At 32.4% G+C, this 23,894-nt stretch carries 13 protein-coding genes; 12 read left to right on the top strand and 1 reads right to left on the bottom strand.

The features are described 5' to 3' along the window. Positions 1-27 precede the first annotated feature (27 nt). The 4 genes from DIS18_RS06565 to queG all read left to right on the top strand — a co-directional run bounded on the left by DIS18_RS06565 (position 28) and on the right by queG (position 5,065). Positions 28-984, top strand: a complete 957-nt coding sequence (locus tag DIS18_RS06565) for a PorP/SprF family type IX secretion system membrane protein (RefSeq protein WP_109352201.1) — start codon at positions 28-30, stop codon at positions 982-984. Between the two features lie 19 nt (positions 985-1,003). Continuing rightward, positions 1,004-2,890 (top strand): OmpA family protein, encoded by a 1,887-nt coding sequence (locus DIS18_RS06570; RefSeq protein ID WP_109352610.1) that lies wholly within the window; start codon positions 1,004-1,006, stop codon positions 2,888-2,890. A 186-nt stretch (positions 2,891-3,076) separates the two neighbouring features. Next, positions 3,077-4,099 carry a Holliday junction branch migration DNA helicase RuvB gene (gene ruvB, locus DIS18_RS06575; RefSeq protein ID WP_109352202.1) on the top strand — a complete coding sequence of 341 codons (1,023 nt, stop codon included), beginning with the start codon at positions 3,077-3,079 and terminating at the stop codon, positions 4,097-4,099. 39 nt (positions 4,100-4,138) lie between these two features. Next, entirely contained in the window at positions 4,139-5,065 is a 927-nt protein-coding gene (gene queG, locus DIS18_RS06580) for a tRNA epoxyqueuosine(34) reductase QueG (protein ID WP_425428168.1), read from the top strand. A gap of 5 nt (positions 5,066-5,070) precedes the next feature. Here the strand turns inward: queG and DIS18_RS06585 are convergent, their stop codons facing one another. Further along, complete coding sequence (locus tag DIS18_RS06585) at positions 5,071-6,099, bottom strand: LacI family DNA-binding transcriptional regulator (protein WP_109352203.1); 1,029 nt, start codon at positions 6,097-6,099, stop codon at positions 5,071-5,073. Positions 6,100-6,353: 254 nt separating this feature from the next. Between DIS18_RS06585 and DIS18_RS06590 the strand changes: the two genes are divergently transcribed. The 8 genes from DIS18_RS06590 to sov all read left to right on the top strand — a co-directional run bounded on the left by DIS18_RS06590 (position 6,354) and on the right by sov (position 23,655). Next, positions 6,354-8,981, top strand: coding sequence for a TonB-dependent receptor (locus DIS18_RS06590; RefSeq protein ID WP_109352204.1), 2,628 nt, complete (start codon positions 6,354-6,356; stop codon positions 8,979-8,981). A 91-nt stretch (positions 8,982-9,072) separates the two neighbouring features. Continuing rightward, on the top strand, positions 9,073-9,447 hold the full coding sequence (locus DIS18_RS06595; RefSeq protein WP_109352205.1) for a glutaredoxin family protein: 375 nt from the start codon (positions 9,073-9,075) through the stop codon (positions 9,445-9,447). A gap of 6 nt (positions 9,448-9,453) precedes the next feature. Next, positions 9,454-10,803, top strand: coding sequence for an MFS transporter (locus tag DIS18_RS06600; protein ID WP_109352206.1), 1,350 nt, complete (start codon positions 9,454-9,456; stop codon positions 10,801-10,803). Between the two features lie 36 nt (positions 10,804-10,839). Then, positions 10,840-11,778 carry a carbohydrate kinase family protein gene (locus DIS18_RS06605; protein ID WP_245925598.1) on the top strand — a complete coding sequence of 313 codons (939 nt, stop codon included), beginning with the start codon at positions 10,840-10,842 and terminating at the stop codon, positions 11,776-11,778. 9 nt (positions 11,779-11,787) lie between these two features. Next, on the top strand, positions 11,788-13,350 hold the full coding sequence (gtfA, locus tag DIS18_RS06610; RefSeq protein ID WP_219930753.1) for a sucrose phosphorylase: 1,563 nt from the start codon (positions 11,788-11,790) through the stop codon (positions 13,348-13,350). Between the two features lie 96 nt (positions 13,351-13,446). Next, a complete protein-coding gene (locus tag DIS18_RS06615; protein WP_109352208.1) occupies positions 13,447-15,741 on the top strand; it encodes an NADP-dependent malic enzyme in 2,295 nt (764 codons plus the stop codon). Between the two features lie 54 nt (positions 15,742-15,795). Next, a complete protein-coding gene (gene ruvA / locus DIS18_RS06620; RefSeq protein ID WP_109352209.1) occupies positions 15,796-16,377 on the top strand; it encodes a Holliday junction branch migration protein RuvA in 582 nt (193 codons plus the stop codon). Between the two features lie 6 nt (positions 16,378-16,383). After that, positions 16,384-23,655: a T9SS outer membrane translocon Sov/SprA gene (sov, locus tag DIS18_RS06625; protein ID WP_109352210.1), complete on the top strand. Its 7,272-nt coding sequence runs from the start codon at positions 16,384-16,386 to the stop codon at positions 23,653-23,655. The last annotated feature ends 239 nt before the right edge of the window (positions 23,656-23,894 follow it).

The following is a 23,894-nucleotide window of genomic DNA, read 5'->3' on the forward strand; positions in this document are numbered from 1 at the left end:
TTTATAGATAAAGCAAAATTTAAGACAATGAAAACATTAAATATATATCATAAAATAGCTGCTTTGTTAAGTTTGACGCTCTTGTCATTACAAAGTTATGCACAACAAGATCCCCAATTTACTCAGTACATGTATAATATGAGTGTTATTAATCCAGCTTATGCAACTGCAGAAGAAGGTATTTTAAAGCTTGGTGGATTATATAGAACACAATGGGTAGGACTAGAAGGTGCTCCCAGAACAGGAACCTTTTTTGCTCATACACCAATTAACGACAAGATAGAAATGGGAATTTCTTTCACCAATGATAATATAGGAGATATTGTAAATGAGAATAACATATTTGCAGATTTCGCTTATGTTTTACCAGTTGGAATAGAAACTAAAATATCTTTTGGAGTAAAAGCAGGAATTAGAATGTTTGATACTAATTTTAACGGTTTGCAATTACAATCGGGACCAGCAAGTGGTGATAATGCTTTTAATGAAAATATTAATAGAGCATTTCCAAACATGGGAATTGGAGCTTTCTTTTTTACCGATACCTATTATGTGGGATTATCAGCGCCAAATATGTTATCAACCAAACATTTAGAAAATGAAAATGGTATAAAGGCAACTGGTATTGAAAATGTTCATTATTTCCTCACAGGTGGTTATGTTTTTGATATCAATCAAAACCTAAAACTTAAACCTGCATTTATGGCAAGAGGCGTAAAAGGGGCACCATTAGCTGTAGATATTACAGCCAATTTATTAATCAACGAAAAACTTGAAGCTGGTTTAGGGTATCGTTTAGATGATGCTATTAGCGCACTAATTAATTTTAGGGTTACTCAAGATTTAAAAATAGGTTACGCTTACGATTATACAACTACTAATTTAGGAGATTATAATTCTGGATCTCACGAAATATTCATTTTGTTTGATGTCGATTTATTCGGATTTAAAGGCGGATATGATCGTTCACCAAGATTCTTCTAATAACTTAATACTAGGAAACATGAAAAAATACTTATACATACTTGCAGGCCTTTTATTAGTTAGTGGAATGGCTCATGCACAAAAGAAAAATTTAAAACGTGTTAATAAGCTTTTTGAAATGAGAGCTTACAAAGATGCTGCAGAAATTTATGAAACAAAGGAAAGGAATCAAGAAGTACTTCAAAATTTAGCAGACAGTTATTATTATAACACAAGTCTTCAAAAAGCCATTAAAACTTATAGAGAGTTATTTGTGGAATATGGAGATTCTATCGATATTGATTATCATTTCAGATTTGCTCAAGCTTTAAAAGGTGTAAAAGAGTATAAAGAGGCTGATAAACATTTAAAGCGGTATTATAATAAACCATTTAACACCTTAGCTTTTATCGAAGAAACTGATAAAACAACACCACATACTTTTAAATTAAAGCAAATAGAAAATAGGAATTCTAGTAGCGATTTTGGATTATCGTTTTACGGAGAAAATAAAGTAGCTTTTGCATCAGCAAGAAATTCTGAAAACCCATCCTATTCATGGAATAATCTACCATATTTAGATTTGTATAGCGCAACTATAACAAGCCAAAATGTGTTAGAAGATATTCAGCCTTTTTCAGAAGCTATTAATACAAGTTCGCATGAAAGTAATGCTGTAATTTCTAAGGATGGAAAAACCATGTATTTCAACAGAACAAATACAACACGTAAAAAAACAGATGAAGATAGAATTGCTCATATTAAAATTTATAAAGCAGAATTAATAGATAGTATTTGGACGAATGTAAAGCCACTACCGTTCACATCAAATTCTTATAGTACTGAGCATCCAGCTTTAAGTAAAGATGAAAAAACACTTTATTTTGCTAGTGATATGCCAGGGACTTATGGGAGTTTTGATATTTATAAAGTTTCAATTAATGATGATGGCACTTATGGAGAGCCTGAGAATTTAGGTGAAACAATTAATACGAAACACAGAGAACAATTTCCATTTATTAGTGAATTTAACGTGCTGTATTTCTCGTCAATAGGTCATCAAGGATACGGCGGATTGGATGTGTTTAGAAGTAATCTAGTAAACGATACTTTTGATAAACCAGTAAACTTAGGAAGCTCAATTAATAGTAATTTAGACGACTTTGCTTATGTGGTAAGAGAGAAAACAAACAAAGGCTACGTGTCTTCAAACAGAACGGGTTACGATAGATTATTTGGTTTTGCAAGAACACAAAATCCTTTAACTATGTATCAGGTTGAAGGAATTGTACAAGACTTAAACAGCAAAGAATTATTAACAGGATCTTTAGTAACATTATTTGATGAATCTGATACTGTAATTCAAGATACTATAGTTGGAGATGATGCTTATTATATCTTCAAAATCGAACCAAATAAGAAATACAAAGTTAGAGGTACTCGAAAAGCATATATTCCTCAAGATGTTGAATTTTCTACTGATAGCAAAGGGTTAGTTCAACATAATATTTACTTAAACTTAGAATCTTTTGCTGATGCTGAAGAGCGTGTAAAAGAAAAAGAAGATGGTAATGTACAAGTTGAGTTAGATAAAATTTATTTTGATTTTGATGAAGCTATTATTCGTGAAGATGCAGCTATTACTTTAAATGTTTTAGTGGACTTAATGAAGAAATATCCATCTATGGAAGTTGAAGTTTCAGCACATACAGATGCTCGTGGACCAGACCAATATAATTTAGATTTATCTAAACGAAGAGCAGCTTCAACCTTAGAATATTTAGTAAGTCAGGGTATTGAACGAAACCGATTAAAAAGTATTGGTTACGGAGAAATGCAACCTCTTAACGAGTGTGTTAAAGAAGGTATTTGTGATGATAGAGAATACGATATTAACAGACGTTGTGAGTTTACAATTTTAAAATAACCACTCAATAATAACCAACCAAATATTTGAAAAGCCTTTCCAATTCGGAAAGGCTTTTTGTTTATATTTGTTAAAAAAGAATACTATGTATTCTTTTTATTAATAGTTTGTCATTCCTGCGTAGGCAGGAATCCATTTTAACTATAACGAATCTGTCACCCTGAGCGAAGTCGAAGGGTCTTTAAAATGAACGAAAACCTAGATCCAACAGACGATAATTTTTCACCAGAAGAATTAGATGTAGAAAAAAAGTTAAGACCACTATCATTTGATGATTTCACAGGTCAGGATCAGGTGCTTGAAAATCTTCAAATATTTGTTCAAGCAGCAAATTTAAGAACCGAAGCTTTAGACCATACATTGTTTCACGGCCCTCCAGGATTAGGAAAAACGACACTTGCACATATTTTAGCGAACGAATTAGAAGTTGGTATAAAAGTTACCTCAGGTCCTGTTTTAGATAAACCAGGAGATCTAGCAGGATTATTGACTAATTTAGAAGAACGAGATGTTTTATTCATAGATGAAATCCATCGATTAAGCCCTATTGTAGAAGAGTATTTATACTCAGCCATGGAGGATTATAAAATTGATATTATGATTGAAACAGGACCAAATGCTAGAACGGTTCAAATCAATTTAAACCCTTTTACACTTATTGGAGCAACCACGCGTTCAGGGTTGTTAACGTCACCAATGCGTGCTCGTTTTGGGATTCAAAGTAGGCTTCAATACTATAAAACAGATTTATTGACCACTATTGTACAACGAAGTGCCATGATTTTAGATGTTCCAATTTCTATGGAAGCTGCGGTAGAAATTGCAGGCAGAAGTAGAGGGACACCAAGAATAGCAAATGCTTTATTGCGTCGTGTTCGAGACTTTGCTCAAATTAAAGGAGATGGAAGTATTGATATTAAAATAGCAAAATATGCTTTAGAAGCATTAAACGTTGATGCTCATGGTTTGGATGAAATGGATAACAAAATCCTAACAACCATTATTGATAAATTCAAAGGAGGACCTGTCGGAATTACTACTATTGCAACAGCTGTTAGTGAAAGTCCAGAAACTATTGAAGAGGTTTATGAACCTTTTTTAATTCAACAAGGATTTATTATGCGAACACCTCGCGGTAGAGAAGTTACTGAGCAAGCATATAAGCATTTAGGAAAAATAAAAGGTAATATTCAAGGAGGTCTATTCTAAAATTTCTTGTCATGCTGAACTTGATTCAGCATCTAAATGATGATTGAAGCTAAATCAAAATACACAGAACTCATTAAAACCGAAGCAAAACGCCTCGGTTTTTTATCTTGTGGAATTAGTAAAGCTGAATTTTTAGAAGAAGAAGCACCTAGGCTTGAAAAGTGGTTAAACAACAACATGCACGGACAAATGCATTATATGGAAAACCATTTCGATAAGCGTTTAGATCCAACATTATTGGTTGAAGGTTCAAAAAGTGTAGTATCGTTATTATTAAATTATTTTCCTTCAGAAGAACAAAATAAAGACAGTTTCAAAATTTCGAAATATGCTTTTGGAACAGATTATCATTTCGTCATTAAAGACAAACTTAAATCATTATTACATTTTATTCAAGATGAAATAGGAGACGTTCATGGTCGAGCTTTTGTAGATTCTGCTCCAGTTCTTGATAAAGCTTGGGCAGCAAAATCTGGTTTGGGTTGGATTGGAAAACACAGTAATTTATTATCGCAACAAGTAGGTTCTTTTTATTTTATTGCTGAATTAATTATTGATTTAGAGTTAGAATATGATACTCCTGTAACCGATCATTGCGGAACTTGTACGGCGTGTATTGATGCTTGCCCAACAGAAGCTATAACAGAACCTTATGTAGTTGATGGAAGTAAATGTATCTCTTATTTCACGATAGAACTTAAAGAAAATATACCGTCTGGATTTAAAGGGCAACTGGATGATTGGATGTTTGGTTGTGATGTATGTCAAGATGTTTGTCCTTGGAATCGATTTTCAAAATCACACTCTGAACCGTTATTTAATCCGAATCCAGAATTACTTTCAATGACTAAAAAAGATTGGGAAGAGATTACTGAAGACACGTTTAGAAAAGTATTTAAAAAATCGGCAGTTAAACGAACTAAGTTTTCTGGACTAAAAAGAAATATCAATTTTTTAAAAGATTAGTTGTTTTATTTTTTTGAAGACTCTCTTTCAATTAACTCTGTCTCTAAGGTAATAATTTTAGGCGCTATAGTTTTTTTGTTTTTAACAGCCTTTATTTCTTTATAAAGTTGTTTAAATGCCGTTTTTCCCATTTTAAATCCAGGTTGGTTAATTGTTGTTAAAGTTGGAGATATAACTGAAGACATAAACCAATTACTAAAGCCAACAATACTAATGTCGTCTGGGATTTTAATACCCTGTTTATTAAATTCTGTCATAGCCCCAATGGCAACTAAATCTGTGTTTATAAAAATTCCGTCTACATCATTATGGTCTTTTAATAATTGTATTGCATTTTTTTTACCTTCTTCAAAACTCATATCACCACATTCGCAGATATATACAAGGGAAGGGTCATAGGGCAGGTTATTATCCAATAAAGCTTTTTTGTAACCAAGAAACCTATCAATAGAATTTTGAGGTAAAAGTGCGCCTCTAAAATGCGCAACGCGTTTGCAGCCTTTATCTATCAAATGTTGCGTTGCTAAATAAGCTGCTTTTCGATCATCAATAATTATTTTTGAACATTTAACTATTTTGGCAATCTTGTCAAACATAACTAATGGTTTTTCTTGAGAAATAACTTCGTTTAAGTGGTTAAAGTCAGCAGTTTCATTTGCTAAAGAAATTATAATACCATCAACACGTTGGCTCAACAGTAAGTCGATTTGCTTTTTTTCTAATTCATAGGATTCGTTAGATTGAAGAATAATAACTAAGTAACCCTTTTTTTCGGCTTGTGAAATAATACCTTTAATAACATTTGAAAAAAAGTGGTGTACAATTACCGGAATTATTAAGCCTATAGTTTTTGATTCTTTAGTTCTAAGATTAACGGCAAAAGTATTAGGCTTATAGTTTAAAGTTTTTGCTAATTCTCTAACTAATCCTCTTGTTTTTTTACTAACATCGGGGTAATCTTTTAATGCTTTTGATACAGTTGTAACAGAAATATTTAATTGTTCAGCAATTTCTTTTAAGGTAACTGGTTTCATGTCTTAACATTTGTTATTTGTCAGATGTAGGATCAATTCAATCTTTCTTTTTGATATCAAGTTTTATTTATGGTTGATTCACAAAAAGTAATTAATTTATAAGTCTAAATATAATAATAATAAATAAATCGAAAACGTTTTCGTTTAAATCGAAAACGTTTTCGATAATAATATTTAAATTTTAAAGCTCTATAAATATAGATTTGATAAAAATTAACTAAATAAATTATCGAATAACTTAAAATTAAGACAAGATGAATTCAATTAGACAAAATGGAATTTTATTGATCATGTTGCTGCTTTCAGTTAGTACTGCAATAGCACAATCAATATCAGGAAATGTAAAAGACAATACAGGTATGCCTTTGCCAGGTGTTAATGTTATTGTAGATGGAACAACTAAAGGAGCTGTTACAGATTTTGATGGAAACTACACTATTAGTAATTTAGAAAACGGTACTTACACATTGTCTGCAACCTTTATAGGATACGCAAAAACTTCGCAAAGTGTTACTATTGATGGTGCAGATGTTACTGTAGATTTTGTAATGGCAGAAGATGCACAATCACTAGATGAAATTATTGTAACGGGTGTTGTAAACCCTAAGTCTAGAATAGAATCTAGTATATCTGTTTCTACAATGGGTATTAAACTTATTGAGCAAGCTGCACCAAGAAGTGCTGGTGAACTTTTTAGAAATATACCAGGTATACGTGCGGAATCTTCAGGTGGTGAAGGTAATGCTAACTTTAATGTGCGTGGTGTACCAATATCTTCTGGTGGATCAAGATATTTTCAAATTCAAGAAGATGGTTTGCCATTAAACTTATTTGGAGATACATCTTTTGGAAACGCTGATAATTTTTTAAGAATTGATTCTAATATTGGGAGAGTTGAAGCGATTAGAGGTGGTTCTGCATCTACTCAAACTTCAAATGGACCAGCTGGTATTATAAACATGATTAGTAAAACAGGCTCAACTGAAGGAGGGTCTTTAGCAACTACTTTTGGTTTAGATTATCAGACTAGTAGATTGGATTTTGAATATGGTACACCATTAGGGAATGGGTTATCTTATCATATTGGTGGATTTATGAGAACTGGAGAAGGTCCAAGAGATATAGGCTATCAAGGAAATAAAGGCGGGCAAATAAAGGCTAACCTTACTAAAAAGTTTAAAAATGGGTACGTACGTACATATTTTAAGTTTTTAAACGACCAATCTGTAATGTATCTACCAATGCCAATGCGTTTAGAAGGTAGTAATTCAGACCCTACTTATTCTAATTTACCAGGTTTTGATATCACTTCAGATTCTCAACACTCTGCTTATTTACAACAAAGTGCTGGTACATCACCTTTCAATGGTGACAGACATGTAAATGATGTTAGAAAAGGGAATAATCCTATTTCAAAAGCTTTAGGTGCTGAGTTTTCTTTTAAATTACCTAAAGATTGGAAAGTAACTGGTAAAGCTCGATACTCAAATAATAGCGGGCAATGGATTTCACCGTTTACAGCTGCTGTAGGTACTGTTGCTGAAATTGAAACTACGGCTAGAGATGCTGCTGGAGCAGGTTCTGAGCCTTTAGTTTATGCGGATGGAGATAGAGAAGCTTTTAATCCATCAAATGGATTAGCACAAATTATACATATGTTTGATGTTTCTGTAGAAGATTTAAGTAACTTTTTTGGTGATGTAAAAATAAGCAAGAAAATTAGTGATAATGTTGGAGTTACAGCAGGTTTATTTACAGCTACTCAAAATACTAAAATTGGATGGCAATGGAATTCTTTCCTATCTGAAGTTAAAGGTGGAGGAGAAGCAAGATTAGCAGATTTTGATGGTTTCTCTAGAGGTGGTCAATATTCATATGGAACTCCAGTTTGGGGTAACTGTTGTCAACGTAAATATAATACAGTACATAATGTGAACTCTCCGTATGTAGGTATTGATGCTGATATTAATGATAAGTTAAATTTTGATGGTAGTGTACGTTTTGAAAATGTTCGTGTAAACGGTAACATTCAAGGTGGTCCAACAAGTCAAGATAGTTTTGATTACAATGGAAATGGTACTATAGAAGGTATCGAAACAACTGTGCCAGTTATTATTGGTAACGCTGGTCAAATTGTAAATGATGATTATAATTTTGTTTCTTATTCTTTGGGTCTTAACTATAAATTAAATGATGGGGCTGCTGTATTTGGAAGATATAGTTCTGGTGCTTCAGGTAGAGCTGCAGATAGGAATAATTATGGTACTAATGGTTTAGCTGATGTTCAGTACGATCAATTATCTCAACTTGAAGTTGGTTTCAAGAAAAGGCTTAACAACGGAACACTTAACTTAACAGGTTTTATGAGTAATACTGATGAAGGTTTAAGTAATGAGTTGAATAGATCTGTTGGAAATCCATTTAAAGCACTAGGTTTAGAGGCTGAAACAGCTTTAGCTTTTGGAGAGAACTTCTCTTTTAATGGGTCTTTTACATGGACAAAAGCTGAAATTGATGGTGGTGCTAATAAAGGAAATACTCCTAGAAGACAAGCTGATTTAGTTTACAACTTATCTCCATCTTATAATTTTGGAGACACTAGACAGCATAGTTTAGCTTTAAGTGTTTTAGGAACGTCTAAATCTTATGCTCAAGATGATAATGATTTAGTAATGCCAGCTTATGCATACTTTAATTTAATTGGAAGAGCTGGTTTAACGGATGGTCTTTCGGTAGTGTTAAGTGTAAACAATCTTTTTGATACGGTTGGTATTACAGAAGTTGAAGGAAATGGGGATGGTGCTTTTAATGGCGATCGTTTAGTAAGAGCTAGATCAATTAGTGGTCGTTCTACAACATTATCTCTACAATATAAATTTTAAAAAAACAAGTTTAGTTTGATTTGAGTTTGTTAACAAAAGGGTTGGGGTTTTATGCTAAGTCTCAACTCTTTTTAATTAAAAATTTTATAGAATGAAAGCTTTTATTTTTTCAATATTATTTATCATAACTTTAGGTGAATTTAGTTTTGGGCAAGTTGTAGAATCTGGTTTAAAGGATAACTTGACTTCTCAAAAAGATTTGAAAAAAATAATAGTATATGGAAGCGATACATGTCATTATTGTATCGATACAAAAGCATATTTAAAAGAAAAAAAGATAGATTTTATATATTATGATGTCGATGTAAATCTTTTAAAGCAAAGAGAAATGCTAATTAAAATGCAAAAAGCAGGTTTGTCAGTAGATAATTTGTCAATACCTGTTGTGGATTTGTATGGTAAGCTTATTATGAATGAGGCTAATTTTGATGATTTTCTTAAAAAACTAGATACCTCTAAAAATTAAATTAAGATGAAAATTAAAAAGCCAAGTTTATCCTTTTGGCAAATTTTTAATATGAATGTAGGATTCTTAGGAATTCAATTCAGTTTTGGTTTGCAGCAAACAGCCGTTAATCCTATATTTTCATTTTTAGGAGCTAATCATGAAGATTTACCATTGCTAAATCTTGCGGGTCCAGTTACAGGATTAATTATTCAACCTATAATTGGTGCTATTTCAGATAAAACATGGTCACCTCGCTGGGGAAGACGTAAACCATTTTTCTTAATTGGAGCCATAATAGGTAGTTTATGTTTGTTTGCGTTTCCATTTAGTCCAGCTCTTTGGTTTGCTGTTGGTTTACTTTGGATTCTTGATGTAGGTAATAATATGGCTATGGAGCCTTATCGTGCTTTTGTAGGTGATAAATTACCAAATAAACAGTTAAGCTTTGGGTATCAAATGCAAAGTTTATTTGTAGGTGCAGGGATAGTTTTAGCTAACGCATCCATTTTTATTTTTCAAGATTGGTTTGGAGGTGCTGAGACTGTTGAAGCTGGTAGTGGTATTCCTAAATGGTTGTATTATTCGTTTTTTATTGGCGCAATATTATCAGTTTCTACGATTTTATGGTCGGTGTTAAAAACTCCTGAAATTCCACCCTCCGATGAAGAGTTTGACGAAATAAAAAGACACAATGCCTTACCACTTTCAGATAGAATTAAAACCCCTTTTCTAGAAATAGTAGCTGCCATAAAAGATATGCCAAATTTTATGTGGAAATTATCTGGAGTCTATTTATTTCAATGGTATGCGCTATTTGTATACTGGCAGTTTATAGCGCCTATGTTTAAAGAAAGTATGGGATTTAATAGTTCTGAAGCCTTAAGTCAAGCAGCTAAAATGAATACGACATATAATGTTTCAACCATAATTTTTGCTTTAGCACTTGTGCCATTGGCTTTAAAGTTTGGAGGAAAAAAAGTATATGTGTTTAGTTTGTTTTTAACTGGAATTGCAATGCTCAGTATTCCATATATACAGGATCCGCTATTAGTTATATTACCAATGATTTTGTTTGGTATAGGTTGGGCAGCAATGATGGGGATTCCATATTCTATGGTTTCTAAAATTGTACCTCAAGAACGACGCGGTGTTTACATGGGAATATTAAATATGATGATTGTTATTCCTATGGGAATTCAAACTGTAACATTTGGTCCTGTTGTAAAAAACCTATTGAACAATAGTGCAGTTAATGCCATATTATTTGGTGGTATATTTTTTATCATAGCTGGTGTTTTGGCTTTGAGACTCAAACAACCAGAATCTAAAGATGAAACCGAAAATTTGGACACTCAAGTAGGTGGCGATCATTAATCAATAATTAAAATCTATAATTAAGAAAAAATAGTTTTGAAAAATAATAATAAAGATATAGATGTTCTTTGTATTGGTGAAGTACTTGTAGATTTCATTGGGCATCAAACAGGAGTGCTTATTAATAATACAAGAGACTATCACAGATATTTAGGGGGTTCTCCAGCAAATGTCGCTATGAATTCAGCAAGATTAGGTTTGAAATCTGTATTGGTAGCAACTGTAGGGGAAGATGGTTTTGGTGAGTATATTTTTGAAAGACTCAATGAAGTTGGTGTGAATACGAATCATATTAAAACAATTAACAACAAGCCTACAAGCGTTATTTTTGTGTCAAAAACAGATAGTACACCAGATTTTATTCCTTTTAGAAAAGCAGATTCTCATATTTTAGAAGGTCAAATTTCAACAGACTTACTTTCAAAAACAAATATATATCATACAACCTGTTTCGCATTAAGTAAAGATCCTGCACAAACTACTATTTTAAAAAAGGCAGAAGAGGCTTTTGGTTTAGGTTGTAAATTGAGCATTGATGTTAATTATGCAAAAAAATTATGGCAAAATCAAGAAGAAGCGATTCAGGTTATAAAATCGTACTGTAAATTTAATCCTTTGGTAAAAGTTAGTGAAGATGATATGCTTAGGCTTTTTGAGAAAAAGATGGAACATCAAGACATCTTTAATTTTTTCCATTCAGAAGGTGTAGATACTGTTTGTTTAACCTTGGGAAGTAAAGGCGTAAAGTTATCTCAAATAGGGAAAGATATTGTTCAATTACCTGCCATAAAAATTGATGTTGTGCAAGATGCAACAGGTGCAGGTGATGCATTTTGGTCTGGGTTTTTGTTTGCATATATAAAAGAAAAGCCTATTGAAAAATGCTTAGAAGTAGCACTTCAATTGGCAGCATTAAAACTTCAAAATGTAGGCAGGTTACCAGATAATATAAATATTCTATCTGAACTTTTATAAAAATTAATGATGTCTAAAAATTCAAATATTACTAACGGCGTTATGCTTAATGCATACCCAGATAGTATTGGTAATACATTAAGCGATACTATAAGTGTGCTTAAAATGCCAGAGTTTAAAGGTGTTTTTTCGTTGTTTTATGTATTGCCAACCTTTTTTAATAGTGATTTAGATAGGGGGTTTTCTATAATAGATTATAATCTTAATAAACATTTGGTTTCAAAAGAAAATCTGAAAGCGTTAGAGAAATTAAACATTCAACTCAAATTTGATATTGTACTAAATCATTTATCGGTAGCATCACCCCAATTTAAAGATTTACTCAAAAACGGGGAACAATCAAAATACAAAGATTTTTTTATCAATTGGAATAGCTTCTGGGAAGGTCATGGTACTATGGGAGTAGATGGTGTTATTATTCCTAAAAAAGAGTTTCTTAGTAAATTGTTTATGAGAAAATCGGGACTCCCAATTTTAAAAGTGCATTTTCCTGATGGTACTGAGCAACCATATTGGAATACTTTTTACCAAAAAGTTAATGAGGATAATACCTTATTAGGTCAAATGGATGTTAATGCAAAATCTGAATTGGTTTGGAGTTTTTATGAGGAGACCTTACAAAAAGTTAGCGACTATGGTTGTAAAATTTTAAGACTAGATGCCTTTGCTTATTTACATAAAGAAATTGGACAATCTAACTTTTTTAACACACCCGGTACTTGGCAATATTTAAGGAGAATTAAAGACATTGCAGATAAAAATGATTTAACGCTTTTGCCAGAGATTCATGCAGAATACGGTTTGCATTTACATGATGAAGTCGCAAATAAAGGATATCAAATTTATGACTTTTTTTTACCAGGATTAACTATTCATACCATTGAAACTAGTAGTTGTAAAGCTCTCATAACATGGGCTAAAGAAATTATTAGTAAAGGTTATAAAACAGTAAATATGTTGGGTTGTCATGATGGGATTCCTGTGCTAGATTTAAAAGGTAAAACAGTTAATGGTAATTATAATAAAGGTTTACTGGAAGATGATGAGATTGAAACTATCATGGGTACAATTATGAAACGTGGTGGGCGTGTAAAAAATTTATATGATCCGGAAGGTAACAAGATTTCATATTATCAAGTAAATGCTACATTCTTTAGTGCATTAGGTGAAGATCAACAAAAGTTATTACTAGCCAGAGCTATTCAAATGTTTATGCCTGGGATTCCACAAATATGGTATTTAGATATTTTTGCGGGTGAAAATAATTATGAAGCAGCTGATGCTGGAGGAAGTGCTGGACATAAAGAAATTAATAGAACTAATTTAACCATGCAAAATGTTAAAGCGGGACTTAAAAGAAAGGTTGTGTTAAATCAGCTTAAGTTATTAAGATTAAGGAATACTTCCAAAGCATTTTCAGGAACCGTAAGAATTAATGAAACTTCAGACAAGATAATAGATGTTAAATGGGTTAATCAAAATGAATTTGCTCATTTTATAGCAAACCTTAACACATACAGCTTCAAAATAAATTACACAGAAGGAGAGCAACTTAAATGTTATACTTTTTAAATTATAAATTTATGTTTAAAAAGTAATATCAATTTCATAAAAGATTAGGCATTTACTTCTTAGGATTAGTATATTTGTAAATTAATCTTGTCCATTATGAGCGAAGAAAGTAAACGAAGAGAGGCCCTTATATATCATGCAAAACCAACTCCAGGTAAAATTAAAGTTGTTCCAACCAAAAAGTATGCAAGCCAAAGAGATTTGTCTTTAGCATATTCTCCCGGAGTAGCTGCACCATGTTTAGAAATAGAAAAAGATAAAGATTTAGCTTATAGATATACTGCTAAAGGTAATTTAGTTGCAGTGATTTCTAATGGAACTGCGGTTTTAGGATTAGGAAATATCGGTCCTGAAGCTTCAAAACCAGTAATGGAAGGTAAAGGTTTACTCTTTAAAATATTTGCAGATATAGATGTTTTTGATATTGAGGTTGATACTGAAAATGTTGATGAATTTATAGAAACCGTAAAAAATATTGCACCAACATTTGGTGGGATTAATCTTGAAGATATTAAAGCGCCTGAAGCTTTTGAAATTGAAAGACGCTTAAAAGAAGAGCTGGACATCCCAGTAATGCATGATGATCAACATGGTACAGCAATAATTTCAGCAGCAGCATTGTTAAATGCGGTTGAACTAGCAGATAAGAAACTTGATAAGGTAAAAATAGTGATAAGTGGAGCTGGAGCAGCAGCTATTTCATGCTCACGTTTGTATCAGGCCTGTGGTGCTAAGCGAGAAAACATGGTCATGTTAGATAGTAAGGGCGTTATAAGAAAAGATAGAGAAAACTTAACTTCAGAGAAAGCTGAATTTGCTACTAGTAGAAAAATAGACACATTAGATGAAGCGATGAAAGACGCTGATGTTTTTATCGGGCTTTCAATGGCAGATATTGTAACACCAGAGATGTTGTTGGTTATGGCAAAAAACCCAATAGTTTTTGCTATGGCTAATCCTAATCCTGAAATAAAATATGATTTAGCAGTTGCTACAAGAAAGGATATCATTATGGCTACTGGTAGAAGTGATCATCCTAATCAAGTAAATAATGTACTTGGGTTTCCTTTTATTTTTAGAGGCGCTCTGGATGTTCGTGCTACCAAAATAAACGAAGCTATGAAAATGGCTGCAGTAAAAGCATTAGCTAAATTAGCAAAAGAACCTGTGCCAGAACAAGTAAACATAGCTTATGGAGAAACACGTTTGACCTTTGGAAAAAATTATATTATCCCCAAACCTTTTGATCCGCGTTTAATTGCTCAAGTTCCTCCTGCTGTTGCAAAAGCAGCCATAGAAAGTGGTGTGGCTAAACATCCTATAACCGATTGGGAAAAATATGAGGATTCACTTCTACAAAGATTAGGGTCTGATAATAAGTTGGTTAGATTGTTGTTGAATCGAGCGAAATTAAATCCTAAGCGTGTTGTTTTTGCTGAAGCTGATCAGTTAGATGTTTTAAAAGCGGCTCAAATAGTACATGAAGAAGGTATTGCTATTCCTATTTTATTGGGAAGAAAGGAAACTATTGAAACTCTAATGAAAGAAATAGAGTTTGAAGGTGATATTATGATTATCGACCCTAAAACTGAAGAAGAAAACCCTCGTAAAAACAAATACGCTAAAGTATATTGGGAGCAACGTAAACGCAGAGGAGTTACCTATTACTCAGCGCAACGTTTGATGAGAGAACGTAATTATTTTGCAGCTATGATGGTAAATGAAGGTGATGCAGATGCTGTTATTTCTGGATATTCTAGAAATTATCCTACCGTTTTAAAGCCTATGCTAGAGCTTATTGGTTTAATGCCAGGAATTAGTAGAGCAGCTACAACAAACTTAATGATGACTAAACGAGGTCCTCTATTTTTAAGTGATACCTCTATCAATATAGATCCAGATGCAAAAGCGTTAGCTAAAATTGCTCAAATGACTTCTAGAGTAATTAAAATGTTTGGATTGAATCCTGTTTTAGCCATGGTATCCTATTCTAATTTTGGTTCTTCAGAAAATGATAAAGCATCAAAAGTAAGAGAAGCAGTTTCTTTATTACATAGAAACTATCCTGATATGATAGTAGATGGAGAATTGCAAACGGATTTTGCTTTAAATGATGAGATGCTTAAAGAACGATTTCCATTTTCAAAATTGGTTGGAAAAAAGGTAAACGCATTAATTTTTCCAAACTTAGATTCGGCAAACATTACATATAAATTATTAAAAGAATTGCATGAAGCAGATTCTATTGGACCAATTATGTTGGGTATGCGTAAACCTGTTCATATTCTCCAATTAGGGGCAAGTGTTGACGAAATGGTGAATATGACAGCTATTGCTGTAATTGATGCACAACATAAAGAAAAATGGGAATTAGAAAATCCTGAAAAGTAATAAATGTAATGTGAATAATTTTATTACATTTGGTTGTTAAACGAATTGCTCTAAATGATAACGCATATTCAAGGAAAACTTACCGAAAAAAATCCAACTCACGTTGTAATTGATTGTAATGGTGTAGGGTATATGCTAAACATATCTTTGCATACCTATTCGAAAATCCCTGAGGGCGAAAATTTAAAGTTGTTTACACACCTCCAAGTAAAAGAAGACTCTCATACGTTATATGGTTTTTCATCTTTAGCAGAACGGGAAATATTCAGATTACTAATCTCTGTAAGTGGCATTGGAGCTAGTATTGCTAGAACCATGTTATCTTCTTTAACTCCCAAACAAATTAGAGAAGGTATAGCAAGTGGTGATGTACCGTTAATTCAATCTGTCAAAGGTATTGGAGCAAAAACGGCACAACGTGTTATTTTAGATTTAAAAGACAAAATTTTAAAAATTTACGATATTGATGAAGTTTCTGTTTCAAAAGGCAATACCAACAAAGATGAAGCGTTATCTGCTTTAGAAGTGCTTGGTTTTGCTAAAAAACAGGCAGAACGAGTTGTGGACAAAATTATGATAACTGAACCTGATGCTGATGTTGAAACTATCATAAAACAAGCCCTAAAAAATTTATAATATATTTTGAACCAAACTAACAATAAACTAAAAAAGCTAACTAAACAATCTCTCCTAATAGTATTTCTATTATGCTGTTCGTTAGTTGCTTGGTCTCAACAACCTACTCAAGATTCTACTAAAACAGGATTTAGTTTAGGAAAAATTAAAATACCAAATCCAAACAGTGTAGAATCTAAATACACTTACGATCCCTTAACAGATAGGTATATTTATACTGAAAAAATAGGATCGTTTAACATCAATTACCCTATAATTTTAACGCCAAAAGAGTATTATGCTCTTGTAGCAAAAGAAAATTTAAGAAATTATTACAAAGAAAAGATTGATGCTTTTGATGGAAAAAAAGATGGAAGTGAAGATGAACGAAAAAATTTGCTCCCAGAATTTTATGTGAACTCAGGATTTTTTGAAAGTATTTTTGGAAGCAATACCATTGAAGTAACACCAACAGGATCTGTTGAAATGGATTTAGGTGTTTTGTTTTCAAAACAGGATAACCCGTCTTTTTCTCCAAGAAATAGAAGCAATTTTACTTTTGATTTTGACCAAAGAATCAGTTTAAGTTTATTAGGAAAAGTTGGGACAAGGCTTCAAGTTACAGCCAATTACGATACACAATCTACTTTCGATTTTCAACAACTCATTAAACTAGAATATACGCCAACAGAAGATGATATTATTCAAAAAATAGAAGTTGGTAACGTAAATATGCCATTAAATAGCTCATTAATTACCGGAGCACAAAGTTTATTTGGTGTAAAAGCGCAACTGCAATTTGGTAGAACAACTGTTACAGGAGTATTTTCAGAACAAAAATCGCAAGCCAATACAGTTGTTGCACAAGGTGGTGGTACGCTTGAAGAGTTTGAATTTTTTATTAGAGAATATGATGAAAACAGGCACTTCTTTTTAGCACAATATTTTAGAGATGAATATGATAATGCGTTAGCAAATTATCCTTTCATCAACAATAAAGGATTGCAAATTACACGACTGGAAGTTTGGGTAACCAATAGAAGTAATAGAACTGATAATGTTAGGAACATTGTTGCACTACAAGATATAGGTGAGAGTGATAAAGTGTTTTCTTCTGTTCCTGTGTTTTCTGGACCAGGTGCTTTTCCTGATAATGAAAATAATGGTTTTAATCCAATAGCTATTGGAACTTCACAATCGGTTTTAACAGAGCCAATACGAGATGTTTCTACTGCAGATCAAGGTTTTGGTGTTTTAAATGCTGATGTAAATGAAGGAAGTGATTATGCTAAACTTGAAAACGCAAGAAAATTAATCAACGGTCAAGAATATGCTTTAAATACAGAGTTAGGTTATATCTCATTAAACCAAAGATTAAATAATGATGAAGTTCTGGCGGTTGCATTTCAATATACCGTTGGCGGTCAAGTTTATCAGGTTGGTGAATTCGCCAATGATGGTGTTGATGCTACTGATGTTGATACAAATGCACAAGGTCAAGTAACTTCAGTAGTTAATACAGCTTTAGTTCTTAAAATGTTAAAAAGTAGTATTACTAATGTGAATCAGCCTATTTGGGATTTGATGATGAAAAACATTTACGACACGGGTGCTTTTAACCTGAGTCAGGATGATTTTACATTAAACATTTTTTATAACGAAGCATCTCCATTAAACTTCATTTCACCGGTTGGTGCTAATTTCCCTCTAGATATTAATGGAAATCCAGTTACAGGAAGTACACCCAGTGATGACTTAATTGAAAATTCACCTTTATTAAGGGTTTTTAATTTAGATAAATTGAATTTTAATAATGATCCACAATCCAGAGGAGATGGTTTTTTTGATTATGTTCCTGGAATTACTGTAATACCACAAAATGGCAAAATAGTATTTACCAGTGCAGAACCATTTGGTGAGTATTTATTTAATGTATTAGGTGGAGGAAATTATGATGATGATAATTCATTATATAATGAGGATCAGCAAAAATATGTTTACGATATACTTTATAAAAGCACAAAAACAGCTGCTCTTGATGAGGTTGAAAAGAATAAATTCAAATTAAAAGGGCGTTATAAATCTTCTGGAGGCGGTGACGGTATTCCAATAGGAGCATTTAATGTGCCACGTGGTTCTGTAAGAGTTACCGCTGGAGGTCGTGTATTAGTTGAAGGTATTGACTATACCGTAAATTATCAATTAGGACGTGTTCAAATTCTAGATGAATCTTTAAAAGCATCAAATACACCAATTCAAGTTTCTACTGAAAACAATGCAGTATTTGGACAACAAACTAGACGTTTTACAGGTTTGAATATAGAACATAAATTCAATGAGAATTTTGTTTTAGGGGCAACATTATTAAATCTTAATGAACGTCCAATTACTCAAAAAGCAAACTTTGGTTCAGAGTCTATAAACAATACTATTTTTGGTCTAAACGGAAACTATTCAACCAAAGTGCCTTTTTTAACAAGACTGGTAAATAAATTACCAAACATTGATACAGATGTAGAATCTAATTTATCGTTACGTGGTGAATTTGCATATTTAGCTCCTGGTGCTCCAAAAGGTACAGACTTAAATGGTGAAGCTACATCATATATTGATGATTTTGAAGGCTCACAAAACGGCATCGATTTAACATCACAACAATCTTGGTTTTTATCAAGTAGACCTTTAGATATTAATGGAAATGGTAATCCTGATGAACCAGAAGATGATGCTGGAATTCAAAATGGTTATGGAAGAGCCATGTTAAATTGGTATACTATTGATCCTATTTTTTATAGTGTACAACGTCCTGGTGAAATATCTGATGACGATGTTTCTAATCTTTATACCAGTCGTGTATTTATTAATGAGTTGTTTCCTGAACGAGATTTAGTTCAAGGCCAAAACTCTGTTTTATTCACACTAGATTTAGCATATTATCCAGAAGAAAGAGGGCCTTATAATTTTGAACCTGGTTCAGAAGATGATGAGCTAGACAACCCTATTGATAGTTGGGCAGGTATAACGAGACAGATTACATCAACAGATTTTGAACAGCAAAATGTAGAGTATATTGATTTTTGGTTACAAGATCCGTTTCAAGATAACCCAACTAACCCAGGAGGTAAGTTAGTTTTTAATTTAGGTAATATTTCAGAAGATATTATTAAGGATGGTAAAAAACTTTATGAGAACGGATTACCTGCTGATGGAGATGTTACTATATTGAGACAGCAACCTACTAGTTGGGGAACCATTGTACCACAAAACCAATCTTTAATTTATGCTTTTGATACTACAGGTGCTGAGAGAGATAATCAAGATGTAGGCTATGATGGTTATAATGATGCAAATGAAATAGACGTTTTTGGTAATCAATTTGGAGATGATCCAGCAAAAGATAATTACACTTATTTTTTAAATGCTGAAGGAGATATTTTTGAACGTTACAAAAAATACAATGGTGTGGAAGGTAATACTCCTGATACATTTACTAATACAGATAGAGGCGCTAACACACAACCTGATGTAGAGGATATTAATCGTGATAATACTATGAATACGATTGATAGTTATTTTGAATATGAATTAGATCTTACAAGAGCTAATTTACCACAATCACAGGCTGATTTTGAAAACCTTCCTGATTCAAATCCGTTAAAACAATTTTTAAGAGATTTTAAAGACCAACCACGTTCTTTTCCAAATGGAGATTCAAGAAATGTAAGATGGTATCAGTTTAGAATTCCAGTTCAAGGAAGTCATGTTAAAGCGGTTGGAGGAATTAACGATTTACGTTCAGTAAGGTTTACAAGAATCTATCTAAAAGATTTTCAAGAAGCTACCGTGTTCCGTTTTGGTACGCTAGATTTAGTAAGAAGCGATTGGAGAAGATATACTTTGGCTTTAGATAAAAATGACCCAACACCAGATGATCCTCAAACTGATTTTTCTGTTGGTGTAATAGGGACGCTTGAAAACGAAGGAAGTTACCAAAGGCCTCCTGGAATTGAGCCAGAACAGTTGTTTAATAACAATACGGTTGTTCGTCAAAATGAACAATCTTTAGTTGTAAAAGCCTGTAATTTAGAAACTGAAGATTCAAGAGCTGTGTTTAAAAACATAAATATTGATATGCGTCAATATAAGCGTATGAGAATGTTTATGCATGCTGAAGATGGTGAAAACGGTACAGGGAATTTAGCTAGTGATGATTTAGTAGGGTTTATTAGAATGGGTAATGATCTTACTGAGAACTATTATCAAATAGAGCTTCCACTGCAAGTTTCTACATCTACTTCAAGAGAAGGTTTATGGCCAACAGCAAACGAAATTAATATACCAATTGAAATCTTAGGGAAAGTTAAAGCACAAGGGATTTCAGATATGACATTGAGTAATGAAGACCCAACATTTTTCGATGTAATAAATAATGAAATTGTAGCAGTTGCTGATCCATTTGGAGGTTATGTTGTAGGACAGCATCGTGTTGGAATAAAAGGAAATCCAAATTTTGGTGATGTTAGAACACTTATGGTTGGTGTTAAAAATGTATCCAATGATAATGATTTATGTGCTGAAGTATGGTTTAATGAATTACGATTATCAGATTTAGATAACGAAGGTGGTTGGGCGGCTGTAGTAAGTATGGATACTAATTTTGCAGATTTTGCAAATATAAGCGCTACAGGAAGACAAAGTACTTCAGGCTTTGGATCGCTAGAGCAAGGTCCGAGTCAACGTGCTTTAGAAGATGTAAAACAATATGATGTTGTTACCAATATAAACGTAGGACAGTTACTGCCAAAAAAATGGGGTATTCAAGTGCCATTTAATTATGCGCAAAGCGAAGAACTTATTACACCTAAATACGATCAGTTTTATAAAGATTTAACTTTAGACTCCAGATTGGATGCAGCAGAAAGTAATGCTGAAAGAGAACAGATAAAGCAACAATCTGAAGATTATACAAAACGACAAAGCATCAATTTTATAGGTGTTAGAAAAAACAGAACAACGGATAAGAAACCCCGTTTTTATGATGTTGAGAATGTCACATTAAATTATTCTTATAATAAAGTTGAACATCGAGATTTTGAGATAGAAAACTCCGTTAATAAAACATTACGAGTTGGAGCAAATTATGCACACAATTTTAACCCAGTTACTATTGAGCCTTTCAAGAAAAACGACTCGCTTTTTACAGGGAAATATTGGAAGATATTAAAAGATTTTAATTTCAATTTATTACCTACAAGTTTTACAGTTAATACAGATATTAACAGACAATTTAACAGACAAAAGTTTAGAGAGGTAGATTTAACAGGTTCTAATATTGGTATTGAAGAATTATTTAGAAGAAATTATACATTCGATTTTCAGTATGCTATAAATTATAATTTAACTAACTCTTTACAGTTTAACTTTCAGGCGGCAAATAATAATATTGTACGTAATTATTTTGTAGATAACGATTTAATTGCAGGAGAGCAAGATTCAGAATTAGACGTATGGGATGGGTTAATGGATGTTGGAGATCCTAACAGGCAAACGCAAACCTTAGGCGTTACATACCAATTGCCTTTAAACAAAATACCAACGTTTAGCTTTATTGATGCCACTTACCAATATACAGGAAGTTTCCAGTGGCAAAAAGGATCTGATTTATTCGGAAATTTAGAAGTTAACGGGCAGACTTATGATTTAGGAAATACAGTACAAAATTCAAACGTGCATAATCTTAACACTTCGTTGGATATGAAGCGTTTTTATAAGTATATAGGGCTAGTTAAAAAACCTATTAAAAGAGTTAGAAAAAGAGCAGGTGCAACTGCTGGTGCACCTCCTGGAGGAAAACCTGATGAGGATAAAAAGCAAACATCTAGGGTAAAAAATCAATCGCTTACAAAGCTATTAAATGCTGGTGTAGATATTTTAACAAGTATTAAAAGAATACAAGTAAACTATTCTGAAAACAATGGTATATTTTTACCAGGATACTTAAATACACCCGGGTTTATAGGAACGTTTAAGCCTACTGTTGGCTTTACTTTTGGAAGCCAAAGAGATATTAGAGATCTTGCAGCAAGACGAGGTTGGCTAACAACCTTTGATGAGTTTAATCAACAATATACTTCTACAAATACAAAGCAACTTGATATTTCTGCAAGCTTGCAACCTGTTAGAGATTTAAAAATTGATATTGTTGGTAATAGGGCTTATTATCAGAATTTTACTGAAAATTATAGAGTAGATAACGGAATATATAATCCTTTAACGCCTAATACTTTTGGTAACTTTAATATTTCTACCATTTTAATTAAAACAGCATTTGGTAAAAGTGATGAGATTAACTCGCCAGCTTTTGATGATTTTAGATCTAATAGATTAAAAATAGCAGAGCGTTTAGCCGAAAATTTCTATGGTACTAATACTTACACAAGAGATGCTGAAGGGTATCCTCAAGGTTTTGGTAAAAACAATCAAAAAGTATTATTGCCAGCATTTTTAGCTGCTTATTCTGGACAAGACGCAAATAAAATTACAACAAGTGCTTTTAGAGATGTTCCTATACCAAACTGGGATTTAAAGTATACAGGCTTTATGAAATTCAATTGGTTTAAAAAACGTTTTAAGCGTTTTTCTGTAACTCATGGATACCGATCTGCTTATACCATCAATCAATTTAATACTAATTTAAATTTGAATCTGAATCCTGACGATAATGAAGCGCCTATTCCAGGAACTCCTTATGTAAGTCAACCACAAGAAGCTTTAGATCAATCTGGAAATTTAAAGAATGAGCGTTTATTTAGTAATATCAATTTAACAGAGTTATTTAGTCCGTTAGTTAGGATAGATATGGAAATGAAAAACTCTGTTAGAATTTTAGCTGAAATTAAAAAAGACAGAATGTTATCATTAAGTTTTGATAATAATTTGTTGACTGAAGTACAAGGAAATGAATATATTATTGGATTAGGATATAGAATTAAAGATTTACGTATTCGTTCTAAATTAGCGGGTCCTAAAAAGCGAATTGTTAGTGATTTAAATATGAAAGCAGATATTTCTGTAAGAGATAATAAAACTATTATTAGGTATTTAGATTTAGAAAACAATCAAATTACATCTGGACAAACAATTTGGGGGTTAAAATATTCTGCTGATTATGCGTTTAGTAAAAACTTAACAGGTATTTTCTATTTTGATTATACGTTCTCAGACTATGCTATTTCAACAGCATTCCCACAAACTACTATCAGGTCTGGATTTACTATTAGATATAATTTTGGTAATTAATGATATGTTGTTACTAAAATTTATAAACCCTATTGTAAGTAATAATTACTGTATTTAGCAAATTTACCCGCGTTAGGGATAGTAGTGGATAGCCCATAGCCCGACGAAGGAGGTGCGAGGACTTGTAGCGAATAGCCCGACCCTTGTGGTAACGCCCAAATAAAATTTACTTCTAACCTTGTTAATTACTGCTTTGAAGTTTGAAATGTAATTTTGAATAAATACATTTGTTGCATTAA

The organism is Algibacter marinivivus, assembly GCF_003143755.1.
Taxonomy (GTDB): domain Bacteria; phylum Bacteroidota; class Bacteroidia; order Flavobacteriales; family Flavobacteriaceae; genus Algibacter_B; species Algibacter_B marinivivus.